The following is a 22,482-nucleotide window of genomic DNA, read 5'->3' on the forward strand; positions in this document are numbered from 1 at the left end:
ATTTCAAAAAAGGAGACACTCTCGCTTAGTTGAGCTACGTAGCAGTACATAAGGCTCTAAAGAACAGAGTCAAAGTACCGACGAGCTCAAATACTCCTTTTTTGAAACATATGCCCGAACAGCGTACCGGTTTTTTATTTGACTTTTGTGTGGTGACGATAAAGTTCTATTATAAAAATATTGTATCCGATTTACAGTCATGTTATAATACATGAAACTTGCGTTAGAGGCAGGCATCTTAACGTATGACTGCACTTCGGTTATTTTGTATAGGAGACTCCTTCAATATCTTATACAATGAGAATAACCATAACATACAACCAAGTAAAAATTAGTAAAGGGGATTGAAACAATGAACCTGATGTACAGGAGCACAAGAGACTCAAAAAACAGGGTAACAGCATCTCAAGCTGTGTTGCAGGGCTTATCACCAGATGGCGGTTTATTTGTTCCAGAGAGCATGCCGGTTCTCACCAAATCCATGGAAGAATTATCCGGTATGGACTACCGTGAGATCGCTTATGAGGTGATGAAGCTTTTTTTGACGGATTATACGGAGGAAGAACTGAAGGATTGTATCAATAAAGCATATGACAGTAAATTTGATACTCCTGAGATAGCACCTCTTAAAAAAGGAAGTGAGGCTTATTATCTGGAATTGTTCCATGGATCAACCATTGCATTTAAAGATATGGCCTTATCAATTTTGCCACATTTGTTAACAAAAGCAGCGAAGAAGAATAATGTAAAAGAGGATATTGTCATTCTTACAGCTACTTCAGGAGACACCGGAAAAGCTGCACTTGCCGGCTTCGCAGATGTACCGGGTACAAAAATTATCGTGTTCTATCCCAAAGACGGTGTCAGCAGTGTACAAGAAAAGCAAATGGTTACACAGAAGGGTGATAATACCTATGTTGTCGGTATCAAAGGAAACTTTGATGATGCCCAGACCGGAGTGAAGCTCATGTTCAATGACAAAGAGCTGGCAGACCGGCTGAAACAATCGGGATATCTGTTCTCCTCTGCTAATTCGATTAACATTGGACGACTGGTACCTCAAATTGTTTATTATGTGTACACATATGCGACATTATATAAGAAGAAACAGATCGAACCAGGCGAAAAAATCAATTTTATTGTACCTACCGGTAATTTTGGCAATATTCTTGCCGCATATTATGCAAAGCAAATTGGAGTGCCGGTAAATCAGTTAATCTGTGCTTCTAATGAAAATAAAGTGCTTTTTGATTTCTTCCAGACGGGTCGTTATGATAAGAACAGACCATTCGTTTTAACCGAATCTCCTTCTATGGATATTCTGGTATCCAGTAATCTGGAGCGTCTTATTTACCATATCGCAGATGGTGATTCGGATAAAACAGCTCAGTTAATGAAGGCATTAACAACTCAGGGTGTCTATGATATTACAGATAGTATGAAATTGAATCTGAAGGGCTTCCTGGGAGGCTGGGCTTCTGCAGAGGAGACGCGTGCTGCAATTGACAGAGAATTCAAGGAAAGTGGTTATGTCATTGATACTCATACTGCAGTGGCTGCCAGTGTATATCATGACTATGTGATAAACACAAAGGACCAGACGAAATCTGTGATTGTATCAACCGCAAGTCCTTACAAATTCTCGAAGAGTGTATTGGAAGCACTGCATACGGAGAATGTACCTGAAGATGATTATGAGCAAGCTCTTATTCTGAAACAAGTATCTAAGACAGTAATTCCAAATGCGGTAGAAGAGATTCGCACTGCTCCGGTGGTACACAAGAGAGTGTGTGAAACTGCTGAAATGCAAAGAGTTGTTAAGGAAATATTAAAAATAATCTAATTGTGACAAATGTATGACATAAAATTGACACAGTCAGGGTGCATATTATACACATAGTCAAAGCAATACGGCATGAGCTGTTCCGCAACTGATCCGGCAGATGAAGTCACATCCTATTCTACATCAGCTGAGAGAAAGGAACGGAATAGTGAATGTAAGGAATGGGGGGAGTGCCCCTAGAGCATTTTGACTAAGAATATAATCCCCAACATAAGGATTTACAATGTTTCAGGGAGTTAGTCAGTCTGGTAAAAAATCCAATAGTTATAGGATAAAAAGACTTGACCTTTTTTTCCTTTATTGTTATAATCTACTTGTTGTTGGACGATTATATTGTGGCGTTACTTTTTCTATGTTTTACGGGGTTTACATACTTTGTAGAAGGTAGTAAGGAGTGCGCAGATATAACACCAAACCATATATTTTAAGGAGGAAGTAAGAATATGAAGAAGAATTTCTTTAAGAAGTTATCCTTCGTACTGGCATTAGCGATGATTATCTCTATGATCGCTCCTGCTGGCGCAGCACTTGCAGCTGCAAAGCCGAAGCTTAATGCTACCAAGAAGTATTTACATCTTGATAAAGACGGCTACGATGAGTTTGACTTCAACATTGCTAACAAGAAGGACGGCTGGAAGTATAAATGGACTTCCGCAGACAAGAAGGTAGCTACCGTTAATTCTAAGAACGGTTTAGTAGAGGCTACTGGCGTTGGTAAAACTAAGATCACTGTTGTTATTACAGACAAAGCTGGTAAGCAACAGGCTAAGCTTAGCGCTACCGTTATCGTAAGAGATAACATTGCATCTTTAAAGATTACCAACACACCTGACGGTGATAAACTTGCAGTTGGTAAGGAGAACGATTTCAACAGATCTTATGTAACTGTTTCTGGTTCTTCTAAGAAGACTTCTGGTATCACCAGATGGACTGTAACACCTAGCGATGGTGCAACCATCAGCGATAGTGGTGTATTCGTAGCTACTAAGGCTGGCGAGTATAAAATTACTGCTAGAGCATTCCAGTCCAAAGCTAAATACAATAGCTGGTTATCAGACAATGCTAAATATGAGAAGTATGTAACTGCAACTGCAGAATACACAGTTAAAGTTGCTGCTTCCTTAACAGAAGTTAAGCAGACTAACCTTGCAACATTCAAGATGACTTTTGATACTGCTATGACAGCTGACGATGTAAAGAAGAATACTACAGTATACTACATGGTTGGCGACGTTAAGGTTAAAGAGCAGTTAATCAAAGAAGTTAAAGAAGTTGATGGTACAGATAAGAAAGAATTTACTGTACAGATGACAGACGAATTTACACCTGCTTATAAGTATGTTGTTGAATATACTGACTTAGGCGAGAAAGAATTCGTTGCTGCAACAACTAAACTTGAAGATGTTAAGGGTATTAAGATCACAACAACAGAGGCTACTATCTATGAAGCTACAGAAGTTAAGTATGATTTGCTTAATGCAGATGGTGTAGCAATCAATAAGCCTAATGATGTTGCTAACTTAAATTTAAGAGTTACACTTGAAAGCTCCAATGATTTAGTATCAGTAAATGATGGCAAGGTTTATATGTACAAACTTAATGATACTACAACAATCAAAGCTAAATTCCACACCTATGAATATGATAAATCAGGTGTAGAAACTGTTTATGAAGATACTAAGGTTATTACCTGCGTTGATAAGACAAAGGATCTTGGAAAATCTCTTTTAGCTTGGACTATCGTTGGTACAGCTGATAAGCCTGACTATGATAATGCTAAACAATTCTTAGCACTTGAAGATTCTAAGAGAGTATTTGTAAAGATTAAGAAAGTTGATGACAATGATACTGAAAGCTCCAAAGCAGATGATGCTGATAAGTTTAAGTTTAAGTCATCCAACTCTTCCATCTTATTCGTTGATAATGCTGGTTTCTTATATCCTTTAAAAGAAGGAAAAGTAACTATCACTGTAGAGTACAATGATGCTTATGTTGGCAGCTTCGAACTTACAGTAAATCCTAAGAGATTTGTAGCAAGAATTGATGTAGATCAAACATATATTACACTTTCTAATTCTATTAAATTTACAGATTGGAAGAAAGTAACGGTTAAAATTAAAGACCAATACGGCGATGACTGGAAGAATAATAACTTTACTGTTGATTCTTTATCAAAAGCAAATGTTCAGCCTACTAAATCTGAGGGTTCAGACTACGTAAGATTTGAAGATAATAATGCACCTAAGGGCACATATACATTTAAAATTAGTGCTAATGATAAGAGTGAAGTTGCAAAAACCATTTCCGTTAATGTTGTTGCTCCAAGTAGTGATGCTATAGATAGATATGTTGTTGAAATTAATGGTAAAGCAACTGATACACCAGATGTTAAGATCAAAGACGACCATATTGAAGAAAATGTTGATATCAGAGTATTTGGTATTGCATCAAATGATGTTAAGGTTGAGGAGATTGCTCTTTATGATAATGGTTACACTGTAAATCTTTATGATCCTGACAACAAGAAAATTACGTTAAATGCATCTAACCTCTTAAATGATGCGGATAATGAGGATGATTATCAGTTGATTACTACTACTGGTGTTGCAGCTACTGTATCTGGTGCGTCTACTCAGTTAGTTAAGGCTAAGACTGGTAGATATAAAGTTGAAGTTATTGAGAATGCTAAGAGTAGAACAGTTGCTACAACAACATTTATCGTAAAAGATACTCAAGCTACGCCTACTCTTGAAAAAGTTAATACATTCTGGACAGAAGGTGCTGCTGGTCTCTTTGATGTAATGCAGAAGTCGTTTGTTATTAAAGTAAATGGTAGTACGCTTGTTGACGAAAAAAACAGAAAGATTGTAAGTGTTGATTGTACTACTCCAGATGCTGCTAGAAAGATACTTGTCAGAGAAATTGTTGTTTATGAATTAGTGGAAGCTAAGGATGGCACAACATATGCAGTATATCATACTTTTAAACCAAACTACTACATTACATTACCAGTAGATTTCCAGTTCTAATTTAATCTTATCAGTTTAACTGATTAAGGGGTGTGCTTTATAAGCACACCCCTTTTAATGCTTATAGGACTTTTTTTTCTTTCTTCTATCCTTGAAGAACTAATATATTTATAGTATAATGTACTGAATTAAGTACATTATATTTTTTAACAAGGGGAGAAAAACATGTCAAATAAACGGACTGATCAAAAGACACAACATACACAAAGGAATAAAGATAGTCAATATAAAGGTCAAAAAACAAATAGCAGTAAGAGGAATATAAAACAAGAAGAAAAGACTAGTTATTACATGATTCCGATATTTATATTATTATGCATCGTTCCTTTCTTAATTAGAATGAAGAATTATAATCCCAATATTGCTGAATATAACTGGGCTCCCAATATTGATAATACAACGGATTATTTTCTTTTCTATAAACACTGGTTTGTAATCATTACCGCAGCAATTATGATAATTATAATTGCATACAAAGCCTATAAAAGACAGGAAAAGATTAAGCTTATACCAATCTTTGTGCCACTATGTTTGTATGCAATACTATCCTTATTATCAGCCATATTTTCTGTAAAACCAATCTTCAGTTTTTTAGGATCCTTTGATCAGTTTGAATCTGTATTCGCACTTTTAGGATATTGCATAATTGCATACTATTCTTTTTTGTTTATAAAAACTGAGAGAAATATCACTCAAATTATATATTTTTTAACAGCTATTGCATTAATATTTACAATATTAGGTATCACACAATTTTCAGGACATGACTTTTTGTCATCAGGAGTAGGATATCGTTTAGTAACACCTCCTAAATATCAAGTGGAAGGTGCATATTTTAGACCCAATTTTGCTAACAGTATATATTTAACATTATATAATCCTAACTACGTGGGTGTATACGTGTCCCTGATAACACCTATTATTGCAATCATGACATTTTTTATAAGGAATAAAAGATTACTCATATTATCCCTGATGGCATTAGTCGGACTAATATTCTGTGCTATTGGATCAAAATCATTAGCGGGTATTATTGGATTGGTAATTGCATTTATTTGTATCCTATTATTTATGTGGAGATACCTTTTAAAATGGTTCAAAATTGTAATACCAGTAGCAGTGGTTGCAATTATTGGTGTAGTTATAATAAATGCCGTTACAGACAACATGCTGATTAATAAAGTAAAGGAAGTCGTTCAAGGTTCAAAGCCTAAATATGAACTAACTGCTATGGATACAAATGATGATAATGTATCATTAATATATAAAGGAAATAAGCTGTATGTTCAATATATTGGAAGTGGTGAGGGAGCAGGTACCTTTTTACCACAGGATGAAAGTGGACAATTGGTTAGCTGTAGTTATGATGAAGCAACTAATACCATTCGAGTAAATGATGATAGATTCGCAGGAATTTCATTTGGAGTAGATCAAGAACGTAATGGAGTCTTTTTTATTGAAGCGGAAGGTTTTCGGTGGTCTTTTAGTAAACTCACTGAAGATGGAACATACTATCACGTCAACCGCATGGGACGATTAGATAAAATGGTGACCGCACCCTCTGCCGTATTTAACGGATACGAATGGTTTGCTACTGCGCGTGGCTATATCTGGTCTAGAACAATCCCTACGCTTAAAGATAAAATAATCCTGGGTTCGGGTCCAGACACCTTCGTTTTAACGTTTCCCCAACAGGATTATATCAACTTTGAGCGTTATGGATATGGTAATGGAATTATGACGAAGCCGCATAGTTTATACCTTCAGATATGGTCACAGACAGGATTAATTTCGCTGCTTGCATTCCTGACCTTCTATCTCATGTATTTTATCACAAGCTTCCGTCTCTATATTAAAGGAAGATTTCATAATATCTATGTACAGATGGGACTGGCTATATTTATAGGAACCATTGGGTATATGGTGACTGGGTTGACGAATGACTCAAGCATCACGACTGCTCCTATGTTCTGGCTACTGATAGGAACAGGAATAGCAATGAATCAAAAAGCAAAGCAATTAATTTTGGAAGAAGCATCGGAAAACGATGACAGTAAATAAGTAATAGAAACATAATATAAACATAATATAAAATGATTACCAGAATCAGACATTTTATGTTATTATGATATAATGATAAGTTGTAATAATATACCCCATATATAAAGTAAGTATGAAGTGAAAATATGCGTAAAGAACAATGCAGGAATGGAGGTAAAAATGAAAATAAGCGTAAAAAAGTTACTGTTATATGTTTCAGCCTTTGTAATTGTATTTACCGGTATCCTAGCAGGATTACCATACAAGGCCCAAGCTGCAGAGAACTCTTCTTCTTTGGCAAAACAGTACCTTAACAGTCAGGTAAAGTATCTAATAATGGGTGATTCCGATACGGAAACTTATAACTTCAATATTAAAAAGGATGCTAAGAAAAAGGGTGCAAAATATAGCTGGTATATAAATGAGAACAAAGGAAATCCTGATGCGATATCGATTGATAGTAAATCAGGAGTAGTAGTTGCAGAGGAAGCAGGTACTGCTTATATTCGATGTAAAATAACTCTTCCGGATGGCAAGGTACTTCGGCCAGAAGCGAAAGTAATAGTTAGAAATAATATAACAGCGGTTGACATTAGTAATATCAATGAGAACCTCACGGTAATATCCGGAGCAGCTATTGACTTTGACCGTAAGATTATTGATACCGCAGCAGGTAAAGGGAAGAAGACACAAGGTATTACCAGATGGGAGATTAAAGAGGATACGGCAGGAGTTGGATCAGTAAGCGATAAGGGCATTGCTCGTACTACTAAAAGTGGTTCATTTGCTATTCGTGCGGTATGTTTTCAGAGTAAAGAAAAATATAAAGAATGGTTATCGGATAAGGAAAACAATAATCATTTGATAACAGCTGCAAGCCAATGGTATACCGTAAAAGTGGAGGATGTGAAACCTGATGTGACAGAAGAACCTCAGGTTAAAGAAAGTGAGCCTGTTACATCTAATCAAACACAAAGATCTAGGATTGAAGTAGAGCCGGTGAAGCTAACAACGGATAAGGTAAATATAGTCGAAGCATTTGATGACTGCTTCAATATCAAGATAGATGGAGTTGATGTTACAGCAAATGTAATAGAAATTGAGAGGACTTCGGACAATCTCAAAAATAAAGTTTACATCAGTAAGGTAACGGTATATGAAATAATTGCTGGATACGCGGTATATTATGAAGTGCCTATTGGGTACTATATTACGGTACCTGTCGACTTTCAACAATAATATTACAGCTTAAGATTAAGTATACTTAAGTAAATGAAACGATATCATCTTATGTTGTCTTAACCATTACGAAAGTAAGATATCAGTCTTACGATTGGGGTTAAGCTCTTACTAAGGTGATGTCGTTTTTTTGTCTAGTGTTATTAAATATAGTAATAATAAGAATACAAACAATAAATATGTATGGCAAATAGAAACAATAATAGGAAAAACATGGGATACAGTATTGACTATTTAAATACTCAAGCGTATTATTCACTAATATGAAAAAAATGACATAATGCGTAAAAATATAGTACAATATTACTAGAATAGGGAAAGCGTGTTTGTTATTGACGTATTATGACAGTATACTATAGGGGGACTTGAGTTATGATATTGTTAAAGAAAAAATTAGTATGTATACTGATAATTCTCTCATTACTACCAATTGGTATTGGAAATGATGCAGCTAAGGTATATGCTGCTACGAATGAGAAAGAAAAGTCAAGTGAATACTTAAGTACGGTAGTGAAGTATCTTAATATGGATAAGAATAAAACAATAACCTATGATTTTAATATAAAGAAATCAGCCATGAAACCCGGAGCCAGTTATTACTGGTATGTGAAAAAGGATAAAGGTAATCCGAAAGCGGTAGTGATTAACAGCAAAACGGGATTAGTTATAGCTAAGGAAGCTGGAACAGCATATATTCGATGTAGAATAACCAATGCGGACGGAACTATAATTCGTCCGGAAGCTAAGGTGATAGTAAGAAATAATATAACTCAAGTTAATGTTAGTAATATTCCTGATAATCAGACGATACCGCAGGTACTGCTATGGATTTCAATAGCAAAATTATTAATACATCGGCTGGTAAGAATGTAAGATCAGAAGGAATTGTTCGTTGGGAAATTAAAAATGATACGGCTGGTGTAGGAAGCATCAGTGAAGACGGAGAGGTGTTTGCTACTCAAATCGGAACCTTTTCTGTACGTGCCATTTGTTTTCAGAGTAAAGAAAAATATCAACACTGGTTAAAGGATAAGGAAGGAAACAAGGAATATATAACAGCAGCTAGTAAATGGTACAAGATTTCTATAGCAAACGACGCAGGCAAAGCAGTTGTTACCAATCAGGATCAGCTTGATAAGGCCCTTTCCTCAGACCTATTTAGCCAGATAACGGTTTCTACAGATAAGGAACTGTCATTTTTAATAAAGGAAAGCAATTATTCCAATAAGACACTCATAATCAATGCACCCAAGGCAGATATTGCAAATTATGCAGTGTTTCATATGGTAGAAATTCAAGCAATAAAGGATAATACCTGGAATGAATATGCAAAAGGAAATCAATTCTTATTAAGTTCTGCAAAGATCAGAGTAGTGGTAAATGGAGTAGCAGAGGTCAGAGATATAATCATAGATGAAGCCAGTTCAACGATTAACTTAGAAGTGGACGGAAAGGTACATAAAATCACATTATTAGAGCCATCCCTTTTAAATCTATCAGGAGATGAAGACCTGATCTCTATCACAATAGAAGAAACAAGCGAGGGAAGTAAGATTGTAAGTTCCGTACCAATTCTCGTTGAAGCTAATAGCAACTCAGAATATGTCTTTAATCCGGGATCAGAGGGTTCATCAATAAATAAGTGCGATAGCAGTATTGTAGTAAAAGTAGTGAATAATAGTAAAGGTACTGTCATCATTACAGCAAAAAACTCCAAAGGAGAAAGAGTAATGGCTGGTGAAAGTACGATTAGTAATCAAAGTACATTACCACAATCAACTGGAGGATCAGAGAATTCAGGTCAATCTTCCTCTACTAGAATTACGCAGCCTACGCCTTCTCCTAGTACGCAACCAACACCCACAGCGGAGCCTGTGCCTATACCTGTACTGATAGAATCAGTCAAACAAGTTGATCTGAGTACCTTTAGGGTTAAATTTGATACAGCATTGACAGTAGATGATGTGAGAGAAAATATATCATTATATTTAGTACTAGCAGATGGAAAAGCAAAGCTAACTGGGATGAATGAAATAAAAGTGGTAGAAAACTCCGGAAATAAATGCTTTGAGATAACGATGAATGATTGTTTCTCTCCAACATACACCTATTCTGTATCCTACGCTAATAATATCAGTAAGGAATTTACCGCAGCGTCAGTTCAAGTGGAAAATGTAGATAGCATCGATATTATAACAGCTAAGGTTATTCAAAATAAGAGTACGGATATACGCTTTAATTTACGAAATAGGGATGGGGTAATAATAAATCAGCCTGAAGATATGGGGAATCTAAATGGTAGAGTTACTTTAGAATGTTCCAATAGTTTAGCTACAATCAATGGATTATCAATAATGAATCCTACGCTTGGGGAAACTACAGTAAAGACGATTTTCCATACAAATAATTATCTAAGTAATGGTGACGAAATCATATTAGAAGATGAGAAGGGCATTACATGTGAGGCGGATACGAATGATTATGCGACATCAGTGATTTCATGGACGTTGTTGGATAGTGATGAAACAATTGATTATGATAATCCGAATCAATCTATCTATTTAGGAGATGATAAAAGATTATATGTAAAGGTTGAAAAAGCTGACGGTAGTTATACATCCAGTGATATGGAAAGTAATAAGTTTAAATTTGCATCTTCTGATACATCGATACTATTAATTGATAATTCGGGATATCTAATTCTTAGAGGGGGCGATGGAACAGTTCAAGTGACTGTAATTTATAATAATGTAACGGTTTCAGCCATTAATATTATGGTAGATCCGTCAAGTGTTCCATCAATGTTAGAAGTAGACAAAGCTAATATCACGTTATCTAATACTAATAATTTTACGGATGAGGTGCCGCTGACAGCTACACTAACGGATCAGCGTGGTGATAATTTGGATTATACTAGCTTAAGATACGAACCAATTGGAGATCCAGTTAATGTAAGAGCAGTGGGGAAAAAGCTTTACTTTTCAGCAAGAAATATGACACTGGGAACCTATCAGTATAAGGTATGGGTAGATGATATAACTAATATAAGTAAAACGATAACGATTACGGTTGTGGCACCTACGGAAGGACAAATAACTCCATCTATTTATAGTCTGGAGATAAATGGAAAACCGACTGATAACATTGATTTAAAAGTATCTTCAGATGATATTACAGAATATGTATCAATTAAATTATATGGACTGGCATCGAATAATGTTAAACTAACGGAGGAATCATTTGACGCATCGTCTAAATTCACCGTGAAAGTTGAGAGTCCTGATACCGAAAAATATCCCGAACCTTATGTGATTACGGAATCATCACTAAGCTTGATCGCGGTTAGTGGTACTTCGATCAAAGAACTCATTAAAGAAGCTACAGGAAATTATAGAGTATATGTATATGAGGAAGATAATGAAGGATCGCTGCAATTAAGGAATACAGCTATATTTAAAGTAGTGGACAGTCAGCCTAAGCCTCGTATATTCAATATTAGTGAGTTAACAACAACAGCAACTTATGTCGGTGATCTGCTTAAAGAGATATTTGAAATTAAGGTTGGAAATACTATCATAACTAATAACTTTGATGATAATATAGGTAATTTCGATTACAGTAGCAGACATCCATTAACATCGAAAATTTTATTAAGAAGTGCTAGGCTATATGAGGTGTATTTAGTAGGAGGTATTGAATATAGATTATATCACACGGTAGATTTTAATACATACATCACTGTGCCAGATGACTTCCAATAATAATATCTGATAAGTAATTATGGGATATGTTGGATTGAATGAAATAAGAGCTTGTTAGAAAAAGACAAGCTCTTATTTCATAAATAGATGTCTTGTGCTATAGATTAAAGTAAATAAGGCTAATTGATTATCGTGAAACACTTAGTAAAAGGTTGATAGTATGAATGAAAATGTTTTTCTTTTAATATTAATAATTATTTTTTTTATGATAGGTTTTGTTTTAAATATAAGATCTGTTTCTAAATCATTAAGTAAAAAGAAAACATATATAAAACCCTCTACATCGCCGTATGGAACGTCCTAGCGATCACCTCATCCTGTTGCTTCTTGCTGAGAGAATTAAACCGTACTGCATATCCTGATACTCTTATGGTCAAATTTGGATATTTCTCCGGGTGAGCCTGAGCATCCAGTAATAAGGAGCGATCCAGAACATTCACATTGATGTGATGGCTCTGCTTTGTGAAATATCCATCCAGCAGAGCGGTCAAATTCTGAATACGACTTTCCTCGTTCTTTCCCAGCGTCTCCGGTGTAATGGAGAAGGTATAAGATATTCCGTCCCGACAATTATCATATGGAAGCTTTGACACGGACTGCAATGAAGCAAGCGCCCCCTTATTGTCTCTGCCATGCATGGGATTTGCACCTGGCGCGAAGGGTTCGCCTTTCTTTCTTCCATCCGGTGTAGAACCGGTTTTTTTACCATATACCACATTGCTGGTAATGGTTAGGATGGATAGCGTATGGATTGCATTACGATAGGTCGGATGCTTGCGAAGTCGGGTTATGAATTCGTCAGTCAGCATTGTTGCAATCTGGTCCACTCGTTCATCGTCATTTCCATAGCAAGGATAATCTCCTTCAATCTGAAAATCACATATGATTCCCCGCTCATCTTTGATCGGTGTTACTTTGGCATACTTGATAGCACTTAAGGAATCGGCTACTACGGATAATCCGGCGATACCAAAGCCCATCAGCCGCTCCACCTTGGTATCATGAAGTGACATCTGAAGCTTTTCATAAGCGTATTTATCATGCATATAATGGATCACATTCATCGTATTTACATAGAGACCGCATAACCAATCCATCATAGGAAGGAAACGTTCCATTACCTTGTCATAATCGAGTGGAACATTTGCCTCGAAGGTAGCAGCCTCAGGACCCACCTGATCGCCACTGATTTCGTCCCTGCCTCCGTTCAGACTCATCAGGAGTACCTTTGCCAGATTACAACGGGCACCGAAGAACTGCATCTGCTTCCCAATCTTCATGGCAGATACACAGCAGGCAATTCCGTAATCATCCCCATATCTGGGGCGCATCAAATCATCATTTTCATATTGGATGGAGTCCGTCTGAATGGACATCTTTGCACAGTAGTTCTTGAATGGCTTCGGAAGCTTTTCTGACCATAGAACAGTCAAATTCGGTTCCGGTGCCGGGGACAGGTTGGTTAAGGTATGAAGGTAGCGATAGCTGTTCTTAGTTACCATACTACGGCCATCTTCTGTGATACCACCGATAGATTCGGTTACCCAGGTAGGATCACCTGCATAAAGATCATTATATTCCGGGGTACGAAGCTGTCTTGCCATACGAAGCTTAAGTACGAACTGATCGATGATTTCCTGTGCTTCTGTTTCCGTAATGATTCCATGCTTCAGATCCCGTTCGAAGTAAATATCCAAGAAGGTAGAGGTACGACCCAGTGACATGGCAGCACCATTTTGCTCCTTGATAGCACCAAGATATGCAAAGTATAGCCATTGTACTGCTTCCTTGGCTGTGGTAGCAGGGCCGGAGATATCAATGCCATAGCCCATTGCCATTTCCTTTAATTGTCCTAAGAAATCAATCTGACGATATAATTCCTCCAGAGTCCGTATGGTCTCGTCATCCATGATATGGCTACCGAGAGCCAACTTGTCAGCCTCCTTCTGCTTTATGAGATAATCCACTCCATAGAGAGGAACTCTTCGATAATCACCGATAATTCTTCCCCTTCCGTAAGCATCGGGTAAACCAGTGATAACACCGCTCCTTCTGGCCTTTCTCATTTCCGGAGTGTAGACACGGAATACACCGTCATTATGGGTGGTTCGATAACGAAAATGTTCTTCCACTTCCTCGGATAAGGTATATCCATAAGCTTCGCAGGCCTGGCGGGCCATGCGGATTCCACCAAAGGGATTTACACCGCGCCGTAGAGGAGCATCGGTTTGAAAACCGACGATAATCTCGTTCTCTTTATCTAAATAAGCAGGCTCGTAGGTCAGAAGAGAGGAGACTTTCTCCGTGTTAATAGAAAGAACCCCTTTTTCATGTTCAATTTTTGCAAGCTCCATGTACTTCTCGTTTAACGCCAATGTTCTGCTGGTCGCGTCCGATAAGAAGCTTTCGTCACCCTCATATGCTGTATAATTTTTCAGTATAAAATCTCTGACATCAATTTCTTTCTGCCAATTACCTGGGTTAAAATCATACCATGCGTTCATGCAAATCCTCCTTTATAAAGATAATATGTTGACAAGCTATATTAGCAGTTATTCTGGGAATCAAAAAACCGCCTGAGCTTTGCCCAGGCGGTCGACATTTAAATCCAGCTTCCTATACAATAATAGAGAAGCGTTGCTATCGGTCCCTTGTGGTTACCCACTATCCGCCAGTTCCGATATGCTTTCATTATAGAAGTCGAATCTCTATTTGTCAATATAGCAATCATTTATATAATCTAATATATTCTATTAAATTTAATAATGATACTGATATTACTGACCATCCATGATATTGCGAATCTGAGGAGCCTTATGTAACAATGGAAATAGTAATACCGATACTAATATTCCAAAAGCATTCTGAATCAAATTCATTGGAATATTCAGAGCAGAGGTTGCTGGTCCAAGTCCCAGAATGAAGCTTTCGAATATAAAATAACCCGGTGTTACGACGATACCTCCGACAATTGCAGCAAAGATCACAGGAACAATATGTTGCTTCATTTTATCCTTCATGATGCGGAACACCAATGCACCCGCTACTGCAGCAAGGCATTTTATGATAAGTGTCGCCGGAGCAAAGCTGGTATAGCCTAGCAGGATATCTGCCATCATGGAGCCGATGCCAGCAGCCAGTCCTCCGTATAAAGGTCCAAGAATAATTCCGGATAATAATACAAAGCCGTCTCCGGGATGAATAAATCCTCCGCCGGGGGTAGGGACTGCTATGGCCATGGTAGTGACGCAGGAGATTGCGGCCATCAGTGCAGCGGTAACTAATTTAGTAATCTGATTTGATTTCATAACGATGCCTCCTATTGCTATTTAATTTGGAGAAATCATAGCATAAAATTACATCTATTACAAGAAAATTACATCAGAAAATGTAAAGGCATTAAGTTCAACCAAGGCGGAACTCGTGTCTAAATACCAAGGCGGAACTCGTGTCTAAATAAGTTGACAGAGGGTAATACTTATAATATAATATGTAAATGCAAATGATTTGCAATAGAGAGGAAAGTATAATGAAGAAAAAGTTAGGAATATTATTGACTGCGATGATTTTCGTTGTGATCGCAGGAGTTATTATAGTTAAGTCTTTTACGAAGGAAAATTCTCAGGCTGTGCAATCAGATCATCAGCTTCGGGTGGTAACTACCTTTTACCCAGTTTATATGATCGGGTTAAACATTGCCGATCAAATCGGAAATATTGAAGTGAGTAGCCTGACAGATCTGAATACTGGTTGTCTGCATGATTATCAATTAACGACTGAGGATATGAAGATGATATCGAATGCGGACCTTCTAATTATCAATGGCGGTGGAATGGAAGGATTTCTGGAAGACATCGAAGCAAATTATCCTGATCTGACGATCATCAATGCCAGTGAAGGGATTACCATGCTTCATCATGAAGAGGATGCTGATGAGGACCACGATTGGAACGACAAGGATCACGATAGGGATCATGATGAGGACGACACCGGGGAACAGAACGGGGATCATGATTTGGATGGGGAAATTAATCACGACCATGAGCATGATCATGGAGAGTTCAATGCCCATGTTTGGTTGAAACCACAGCTTTATATCAAGCAAATTGAAAATGTCAGGAACGGAGTTGTTTCCTATATAAAAAACAATGAAACCGATTCAGATAATAGTAATAATACTGATAGTATGATAAAAAGAATCGAGGAGAATGCTCAGAGTTATATTGAAAAAATCCAGAAGCTGGATGAGGAATATGCGAATCTGGGACATGATCTTAATCTAAGTAAGGCGGTTATCTTTCATGATTCATTTGAATATCTGGCTAATCGGGTGGGAATTGAGGTTGCCTTTACGGTTCCACTTGATTCGGACACAGTACTGAGTGCAGGAGATATTTCAACCATAATTGATGAGGTAAATCAGGGAAATATCCGCTATCTCTTCACAGAACAGCAGTACAGCGATTCCATAGCAAAGAGAATTGAAGCGGAGACAGATGCGAAGATGTATATTATCGATTCAGCAGTTACTGGAGATGGATCAAAGGATTCCTATATTAAAGCGATGACAAATAATCTTGAGGTAATAAAGGAAGCAATTACGATGAAGTAGTATGTAGGGAGGTTGAAATGAGGCAAGCTTATAAAAAGACAAAGATAAAACCGGGTACGGTAAAGATACAGGAAGCTGCCTGTGGCCTACATTGTATCCAAATGAAGAACATCGGAGTAAAGGATGGAGCTCAGACAATTATTGAAAATATCAATCTGCATATTCATTGTGGAAAGATTACAGTAATTATCGGTAAAAATGGTGCTGGTAAATCCACATTAATTAAAGCAATTCTGGGTGAAATTAAGCATGAAGGAGAAATTAAGTTTACAGATCTCAAAAATAATTCATTGCAGCACCTGAATATCGGTTATGTACCACAGCATATTAATATCGAGAAGAATACCCCAATGAGTGTGTATGACTTATTTGCTGGTTATATCAGTCGTTCACCGGTTTTCTTGCGAAAGAATCCGAAGGTATATCAAAAGATCCGGGAACAGCTGGCGATATTTGAAGCTCAGGATTTAATTGATAAACAGGCATGCGACTTATCAGGGGGAGAGCTGCAGAGAGTATTATTATCCATAGCTATTACACCGGTACCTAATTTGCTTATGCTGGACGAGCCGGTATCCGGCATTGATCAAAATGGTATGGAGCTGTTTTATAGTAATATTGCTAAGCTGAAAAAGGAATATGATCTGGCAATGATTATTGTATCCCATGACTTTGAATTCGTCCGTAAATACGCGGATCACGTAATATTATTAGATAAGACAATTATCAAAGAAGGGGAGCCTTCCGAGGTCTTAGAAAGTGAAGAATTTCACCGGACTTTTGGGTAGGACAGGAGAGAGCGATGGATATACTATATAAGATAATGGAAATGCTTCTACCCTTTCGCTGGGTAGAATACGACTTTATGAAGAATGCATTATTGGCTATTTTAATTATCACGCCTTTATTTGGAATTCTCGGTACTATGATCGTGAACAATCGGATGGCATTCTTTTCAGATGCTCTGGGCCATTCTGCACTTACCGGAATTGCGATCGGAACTTTATTCGGTATTACGGATTCCAATATTGCAATGCTTTTATTTGCCGCATTCTTTGCTTTAATTCTCAATAGAATTAAAAGAAAGAAGACCGTATCTACGGATACCGTAATATCGGTATTTGCATCCCTCAGTATGGCGCTGGGACTGGTCATTCTGTCCAGGGGAGGCAATTTTGCCAAATATTCAGGTCTGCTAGTGGGCGATATTCTAAGTATCAAGAGATATGAAATTGCATTATTGTGCATTAGCCTTCTGATAACAATTACCTTCTGGGTATTCTGCTTTAATCAGCTTCAGGCGATCAGTGTCAATGAGTCCTTGGCGAAAAGCAAGAAAATCAGAATACAATTGATAGAGGATTTGTTCAGTATCATAATAGCAATGATTGTTATGTCCTCAGTAAAATGGGTTGGTATACTGATCATCAATGCATTACTGATTCTGCCTGCAGCTGCCAGTCGAAACATCTCATCCAATCAAAGAGAGTATCATTTGTTCTCGGTACTCATATCATTATTCTCTGGAATATCAGGTCTTATCATATCTTACTATATCGGTACTGCTACGGGACCTACCGTTGTAATTATAGCAGCAATTATCTTCTTTATCACACTGTTCGCAAGACCTCAGGTATCGTAACCTGAACTTGCCTTCAGAGAAAGTAACCAAATAACTTAATATCAATCATCAAAATAATACAAAAGAGCCATCTAGACAGTTGGTTCTTTTTTGTTACAAATCCTGAGTAGTAACACGTTCATACTATTATTTACGTTGTGTCATGATGTAATAAATTTTGTAAGACTTCGTAACAGTATGGCCTGTGTCTTGTAGAGACCTATGTACCAACGAAGAAACGATAGGATGGGAGCAAGCCGGAGGCTGGAAACATATCCAGAACGGAGCATTTGCACTAGTCGGTACTTAGGCTCTGTTCTTTAGAACCTTACGTACCGTTACTAAGTGCAACTAAGCGCGAGCGGCTCCGTGGAGGATATTGTTTCAGCTTCCGGCTTACTCCCATCCCGTCGTTTCTTCAATGTTATACATGAATCCTTATCAGAAACAGCCCGAACTAAACGAAGTTGCTGGCAAAAGTAAGAAGTATATGGATTTTTTATGAAAAGTATATTATAATAACAGGTAATAAAAAGGCAAATTCAAACATAAGGCAATAATTTACACCATTTTTGGAAGGAGAATTGCATGAATAAACTGTTACTTTACATCAAGATATTGATTAACTTCCTTTTCGTGGTTGCTGCCGCATTATTTGTACTGTTAATCCTGCCTAGAATAATCCGTTTTTTTATGCCCTTTGTGATAGGCCTGATCGTATCCATGATTGCGAATCCATTGGTAAAATTCTTAGAGAAGAGAGTAAAGCTGCTCAGAAAGCATAGCTCCGTAATTATTATGGTAACGGTAATTGCCGCCATTATCGGTGTTGCTTATCTGCTGTTCTCCTTACTGTTTCGCGAAATCCGGGGGCTATCCGAGGATCTGCCCAATATTATTGAAAGTGTGGGAAATCAATTCTCAGAGTTGTCCGATACGATTCAGGAATTCTCTGAAACCTTGCCTGTCAGTTTACAGAACATGATAACGAAGATGCTTAACGGAATCAGGAATTATGCGTCAGAGTTTACAAACAATCTTCAGTTACCGACCATGTCCACTGCCGGGAATTTGGTGAAAGATATCGCAGAAGGATTTCTTATGGCAATTGTAATTGTGTTGTCCTCATATTTCTTTACCGCTTATAGGGATGAACTGGTAGCAGGACTTAAAAAGCATATGCCTCAGACCGTTACAGAATATTGGCGTTTGATAACGGATAATTTTAAGGCGGCCTTTGGGGGGTACTTTAAAGCGCAGTTCAAAATTATGCTGGTGCTTACCATAATTATGTTTATCGGGTTTGAAATCCTACAGGTAGGCTATTCCTTTGTGATTGCCCTGGGAATTGCTTTCCTGGACTTGTTGCCCGTATTTGGTACCGGTGCAATTCTATGGCCCTGGGCAATTATTGATATGATATCCGGCAATTACTTCAGAGCCATCGGATTGGTGATTATTTATATAATCTGTCAGGTCGTGAAGCAGGTACTTCAACCCAAGATGGTTGGGGACAGCATCGGATTACATCCGCTTGCCACCTTGGTATTCCTTTTCGTAGGCTATCAGCTCTACGGAATGCTAGGTATGATCATAGGAATTCCTGTTGGAATGGTTATAGTAAATTTATATCGAGTCGGGATGTTTGACCGGCTAATTCGTGGTTTTAAAATTATCGTAAATGACATAAATGAGTTTCGAAAGTTTTAAATCGTGAAGTATAACAATATTTTATAAAATAATCCAAAAGTTGCATATACAAGTTGGAAAAATAATGGTAATATATGATTGAAAAAATCTTTTACAAGAGATAACAAATTAGGATTGAGGAGTAAAAAAATGAAAGGTAACAGGAACGAAATAGGCAATGAAGCAATTATTAGTTCGGACGAGATTAAGTTAATACTTGATCGTTATCGGATTGGAAAGAAACCATTGGCTAAGCTGCTCGGCTGGGGCGAAACCACAATTATACGCTACATGGAGGGAGATATCCCGACCAATGAATATTCCAATAAATTAAAAACCATTTTAGAGGACCCTGAGTTTTATTACGATCTATTGTGTAAGAGAAAGGATTGCCTTACTGGCGTAGCTTTCAAGAAAAGTAAGAAAGCAGTATTGTCAAGAATTATGGCAACTAAGATATATGCGGCAGCGTATTATATCGTCAATAGAAGTAACGCTGAAATATGTGCCAGCTATGTACAGTTCTTGCTATATTATGCGCAGGTATTTTCCTTGGCATTATTTGATAGAGAACTATTCCAGGAGGAATGTGGCGTTAATAATGAACATATGCCATATTTGAAGCTATATGAAGCAATGAAACGAAATGGAATACATACACTGGAGGGCGGCGAAGAATTTCTGACCAGTGAGGAGATGGCACTGGTGGATGCAGTAATGGATAGCTTTATGTGGTATGGACCCAAAGCATTGCTGGCAATGACTAATGTTGAGAAATCAATGATAAAGATTTCGAGAGATAAGTTTAACAATAAGATTATTGCGAAGGATACATTGAAAGCATATTTTAAAGATATCCTTGATCAATATCAAATTCGTAGTATTAAGGAAATCTATAAGTATCCTGATCAGAGGATTATTGATATAAAGGAGATGAATTAATTTTTTTGTCATAGCGTGTCAAAATAATAACAAACCTTTATTCGCAAAGGAAATGAACGAATAATCGAATTAAAATGCTTCAGTGATGGGATCTGTTTCGCTGTAGCATTTTATAATGCTATCTCTGCATATGACAGGAAAGCAATATTACATCAAATAAACTGGAAAGGGAACACAAATCAATGAATTGGAAAAGATTTTTACAAAGAACACTGGCATTATTATTAATCGGCATCTGTAGTATTTCATTATTACAACCGGCGGTAGCAAGTGCTGCCTCCACAACACAGAAGAGCGCTACTGTCAAATTTACAAAGCTCAAAATTAACGGCTATACGGATATATCATACTTCTCTAGCATAGGAGAGTATATAGTTGTATTTGGTAAAAAGAAAAATGGTCATATTATGTCCTATAGTAAAGATGGCAAGACCTTTAAAGATCTTAATCTGGATACATATGTTACGAAAAAATTTGATAAGAAGAATTTTAAAGAAATAACATTTTCTTCACATCCATCATTTATATCAAAAAGAAATGCAGCATTTATCGTTGGTCAGGGAGTAGTGGATGATGTAGATAAAGAAAACTTTATAATAAAGATGTCAACTGATTTTAATCAGTAGAGGTAATCCCTTTAAATAGTGCTGTTGAGAAATTGGACTCAGGTGCAAAGGATATATTTGTTGAAACCATTATCAATTATGATTATGAAACCGGTGAGATTCTGCTGGAAGGAAGTTATACCAATGCATCTGATGACTTAACTCCATTCTATTTAATATCAACAAAGGGAAATACCTATACGGCATATGCTTTTCCAAGTAATAAATGTAATACGATAGATCGTGTGGGTAAGTACCTTGTATGTTATAATTATTTTGAGTTTGAAAGTGATGAGAGTGGAGTAGGTATCTATTATTATTCTAAGGATGGTAAGAAATGGAGTAAAGCAACTACACCTAAGAATGCAGACGGACTAAGCTGGAAACGCCATTACTTATTCTCTGAATACTTCAACGTATGTGTTAATGAAGATTCATCCAAGACTTTAGATAGCTATACAGTATATTATACAAAGGATATGAAGAAATATGATAGCTTAAGTAAGGATTTTGTGGTGGATGGAATAGGCCGTTATATGAATTTTTTTGATGAAGACGATTTTTATATGGCAATAGAGAATGGATATGGAGACAAAAGACAGGTTGCTATTTCTAAAAAAGATAAAAAGTCAGGAAGTAAATGGAAGGAATTATTCAGATATAATGCAGAATCGAACGATCTTTACTATACGGTGTATCATTATTTAAAAAATACACCAATGCTTATGAAGGATGGAGATAAGTGCAAACTGGTTTATTTAGAAAATGGAAAGGAATATGATACAAAGCTGGAGGCGGATAAATTAACTGATTCAGATCAATCATATGATAATAAGACAACCTATATGGTATATAAGAATGAGTATATTATTGCGACACAGAATAATTTTCTTAAATATTATATGATAAAAACTCCGCTTAAATTTAATTATTGTCGAACCTTAAAAACGAAAAGCACAGGAGAACGTCTGTACATATATAACGATACAGAGATTTATTATGTATCCAAGAGTAATATTGATAAGGCTGTAAAATAACATTAGAAAAAGAAGAAGCTGTAGCAAAATGGTTTATTAAGAATTATGGTAAGTCATAATCCCT

15 protein-coding genes and 1 riboswitch are annotated in these 22,482 nt (G+C 36.9%); of the genes, 13 read left to right on the forward strand and 2 right to left on the reverse strand.

Features of this window, described 5'->3' with window-relative positions; genetic code table 11:
• Nucleotides 1-352 precede the first annotated feature (352 nt).
• The 6 genes from thrC to H0486_RS03655 all read left to right on the forward strand — a co-directional run bounded on the left by thrC (nt 353) and on the right by H0486_RS03655 (nt 11,912).
• Entirely contained in the window at nt 353-1,843 is a 1,491-nt protein-coding gene (thrC, locus tag H0486_RS03630) for a threonine synthase (RefSeq protein WP_228351690.1), read from the forward strand.
• A gap of 443 nt (nt 1,844-2,286) precedes the next feature.
• Nucleotides 2,287-4,872, forward strand: coding sequence for an Ig-like domain-containing protein (locus tag H0486_RS03635; RefSeq protein WP_228351691.1), 2,586 nt, complete (start codon nt 2,287-2,289; stop codon nt 4,870-4,872).
• 165 nt (nt 4,873-5,037) lie between these two features.
• On the forward strand, nt 5,038-6,933 hold the full coding sequence (locus tag H0486_RS03640) for an O-antigen ligase family protein (RefSeq protein ID WP_228351692.1): 1,896 nt from the start codon (nt 5,038-5,040) through the stop codon (nt 6,931-6,933).
• Nucleotides 6,934-7,092: 159 nt separating this feature from the next.
• On the forward strand, nt 7,093-8,151 hold the full coding sequence (locus H0486_RS03645) for a hypothetical protein (RefSeq protein WP_228351693.1): 1,059 nt from the start codon (nt 7,093-7,095) through the stop codon (nt 8,149-8,151).
• A gap of 372 nt (nt 8,152-8,523) precedes the next feature.
• A complete protein-coding gene (locus H0486_RS03650) occupies nt 8,524-9,024 on the forward strand; it encodes a hypothetical protein (protein ID WP_228351694.1) in 501 nt (166 codons plus the stop codon).
• Nucleotides 8,976-11,912, forward strand: coding sequence for a hypothetical protein (locus H0486_RS03655; RefSeq protein ID WP_228351695.1), 2,937 nt, complete (start codon nt 8,976-8,978; stop codon nt 11,910-11,912). The genes H0486_RS03650 and H0486_RS03655 overlap by 49 nt, the downstream gene beginning before the upstream one ends.
• Nucleotides 11,913-12,190: 278 nt before the next feature.
• On the opposite strand, the gene pflB is transcribed toward H0486_RS03655, so the two are convergent.
• Together pflB and H0486_RS03665 are read right to left on the reverse strand one after the other, a co-directional pair.
• Nucleotides 12,191-14,416 (reverse strand): formate C-acetyltransferase, encoded by a 2,226-nt coding sequence (gene pflB, locus H0486_RS03660; RefSeq protein WP_228351696.1) that lies wholly within the window; start codon nt 14,414-14,416, stop codon nt 12,191-12,193.
• Nucleotides 14,417-14,490: 74 nt separating this feature from the next.
• Nucleotides 14,491-14,601: riboswitch (ZMP/ZTP riboswitch) on the reverse strand.
• Nucleotides 14,602-14,689: 88 nt separating this feature from the next.
• Entirely contained in the window at nt 14,690-15,220 is a 531-nt protein-coding gene (locus tag H0486_RS03665; protein WP_228351697.1) for an ECF transporter S component, read from the reverse strand.
• Nucleotides 15,221-15,441: 221 nt separating this feature from the next.
• On the opposite strand from H0486_RS03665, the gene H0486_RS03670 reads away from it, so the two are divergent.
• The 7 genes from H0486_RS03670 to H0486_RS03700 all read left to right on the forward strand — a co-directional run bounded on the left by H0486_RS03670 (nt 15,442) and on the right by H0486_RS03700 (nt 22,418).
• Nucleotides 15,442-16,524 (forward strand): metal ABC transporter substrate-binding protein, encoded by a 1,083-nt coding sequence (locus H0486_RS03670; protein ID WP_228351698.1) that lies wholly within the window; start codon nt 15,442-15,444, stop codon nt 16,522-16,524.
• A 17-nt stretch (nt 16,525-16,541) separates the two neighbouring features.
• Nucleotides 16,542-17,312 carry a metal ABC transporter ATP-binding protein gene (locus H0486_RS03675; RefSeq protein ID WP_228351699.1) on the forward strand — a complete coding sequence of 257 codons (771 nt, stop codon included), beginning with the start codon at nt 16,542-16,544 and terminating at the stop codon, nt 17,310-17,312.
• A gap of 14 nt (nt 17,313-17,326) precedes the next feature.
• Nucleotides 17,327-18,166 (forward strand): metal ABC transporter permease, encoded by an 840-nt coding sequence (locus H0486_RS03680; protein ID WP_228351700.1) that lies wholly within the window; start codon nt 17,327-17,329, stop codon nt 18,164-18,166.
• 567 nt (nt 18,167-18,733) lie between these two features.
• Nucleotides 18,734-19,855, forward strand: coding sequence for a sporulation integral membrane protein YtvI (ytvI, locus tag H0486_RS03685; RefSeq protein WP_228351701.1), 1,122 nt, complete (start codon nt 18,734-18,736; stop codon nt 19,853-19,855).
• 129 nt (nt 19,856-19,984) lie between these two features.
• Nucleotides 19,985-20,776, forward strand: a complete 792-nt coding sequence (locus H0486_RS03690) for a hypothetical protein (RefSeq protein WP_228351702.1) — start codon at nt 19,985-19,987, stop codon at nt 20,774-20,776.
• 182 nt (nt 20,777-20,958) lie between these two features.
• Nucleotides 20,959-21,402 (forward strand): hypothetical protein, encoded by a 444-nt coding sequence (locus H0486_RS03695; protein WP_228351703.1) that lies wholly within the window; start codon nt 20,959-20,961, stop codon nt 21,400-21,402.
• Nucleotides 21,403-21,434: 32 nt separating this feature from the next.
• Nucleotides 21,435-22,418: a hypothetical protein gene (locus H0486_RS03700; protein ID WP_228351704.1), complete on the forward strand. Its 984-nt coding sequence runs from the start codon at nt 21,435-21,437 to the stop codon at nt 22,416-22,418.
• Nucleotides 22,419-22,482 lie beyond the last annotated feature (64 nt).

Origin of the sequence: Variimorphobacter saccharofermentans, assembly GCF_014174405.1 — a bacterium.
GTDB classification, from domain to species: domain Bacteria; phylum Bacillota; class Clostridia; order Lachnospirales; family Lachnospiraceae; genus Mobilitalea; species Mobilitalea saccharofermentans.

What these genes read in the sequence shown, in the direction of transcription:
- H0486_RS03675 (WP_228351699.1), top strand. Translation starts at nt 16,542, where the DNA reads ATGAGGCAAGCTTATAAAAAGACAAAGATAAAACCGGGTACGGTAAAG.
- H0486_RS03670 (WP_228351698.1), top strand. Translation starts at nt 15,442, where the DNA reads ATGAAGAAAAAGTTAGGAATATTATTGACTGCGATGATTTTCGTTGTG.
- H0486_RS03690 (WP_228351702.1), top strand. Translation starts at nt 19,985, where the DNA reads ATGAAAGGTAACAGGAACGAAATAGGCAATGAAGCAATTATTAGTTCG.
- ytvI (WP_228351701.1), top strand. Translation starts at nt 18,734, where the DNA reads ATGAATAAACTGTTACTTTACATCAAGATATTGATTAACTTCCTTTTC.
- H0486_RS03695 (WP_228351703.1), top strand. Translation starts at nt 20,959, where the DNA reads ATGAATTGGAAAAGATTTTTACAAAGAACACTGGCATTATTATTAATC.
- H0486_RS03665 (WP_228351697.1), bottom strand. Translation starts at nt 15,220, where the DNA reads ATGAAATCAAATCAGATTACTAAATTAGTTACCGCTGCACTGATGGCC.
- H0486_RS03655 (WP_228351695.1), top strand. Translation starts at nt 8,976, where the DNA reads ATGGATTTCAATAGCAAAATTATTAATACATCGGCTGGTAAGAATGTA.
- H0486_RS03680 (WP_228351700.1), top strand. Translation starts at nt 17,327, where the DNA reads ATGGATATACTATATAAGATAATGGAAATGCTTCTACCCTTTCGCTGG.
- H0486_RS03640 (WP_228351692.1), top strand. Translation starts at nt 5,038, where the DNA reads ATGTCAAATAAACGGACTGATCAAAAGACACAACATACACAAAGGAAT.
- H0486_RS03645 (WP_228351693.1), top strand. Translation starts at nt 7,093, where the DNA reads ATGAAAATAAGCGTAAAAAAGTTACTGTTATATGTTTCAGCCTTTGTA.
- thrC (WP_228351690.1), top strand. Translation starts at nt 353, where the DNA reads ATGAACCTGATGTACAGGAGCACAAGAGACTCAAAAAACAGGGTAACA.
- H0486_RS03635 (WP_228351691.1), top strand. Translation starts at nt 2,287, where the DNA reads ATGAAGAAGAATTTCTTTAAGAAGTTATCCTTCGTACTGGCATTAGCG.
- H0486_RS03650 (WP_228351694.1), top strand. Translation starts at nt 8,524, where the DNA reads ATGATATTGTTAAAGAAAAAATTAGTATGTATACTGATAATTCTCTCA.
- pflB (WP_228351696.1), bottom strand. Translation starts at nt 14,416, where the DNA reads ATGAACGCATGGTATGATTTTAACCCAGGTAATTGGCAGAAAGAAATT.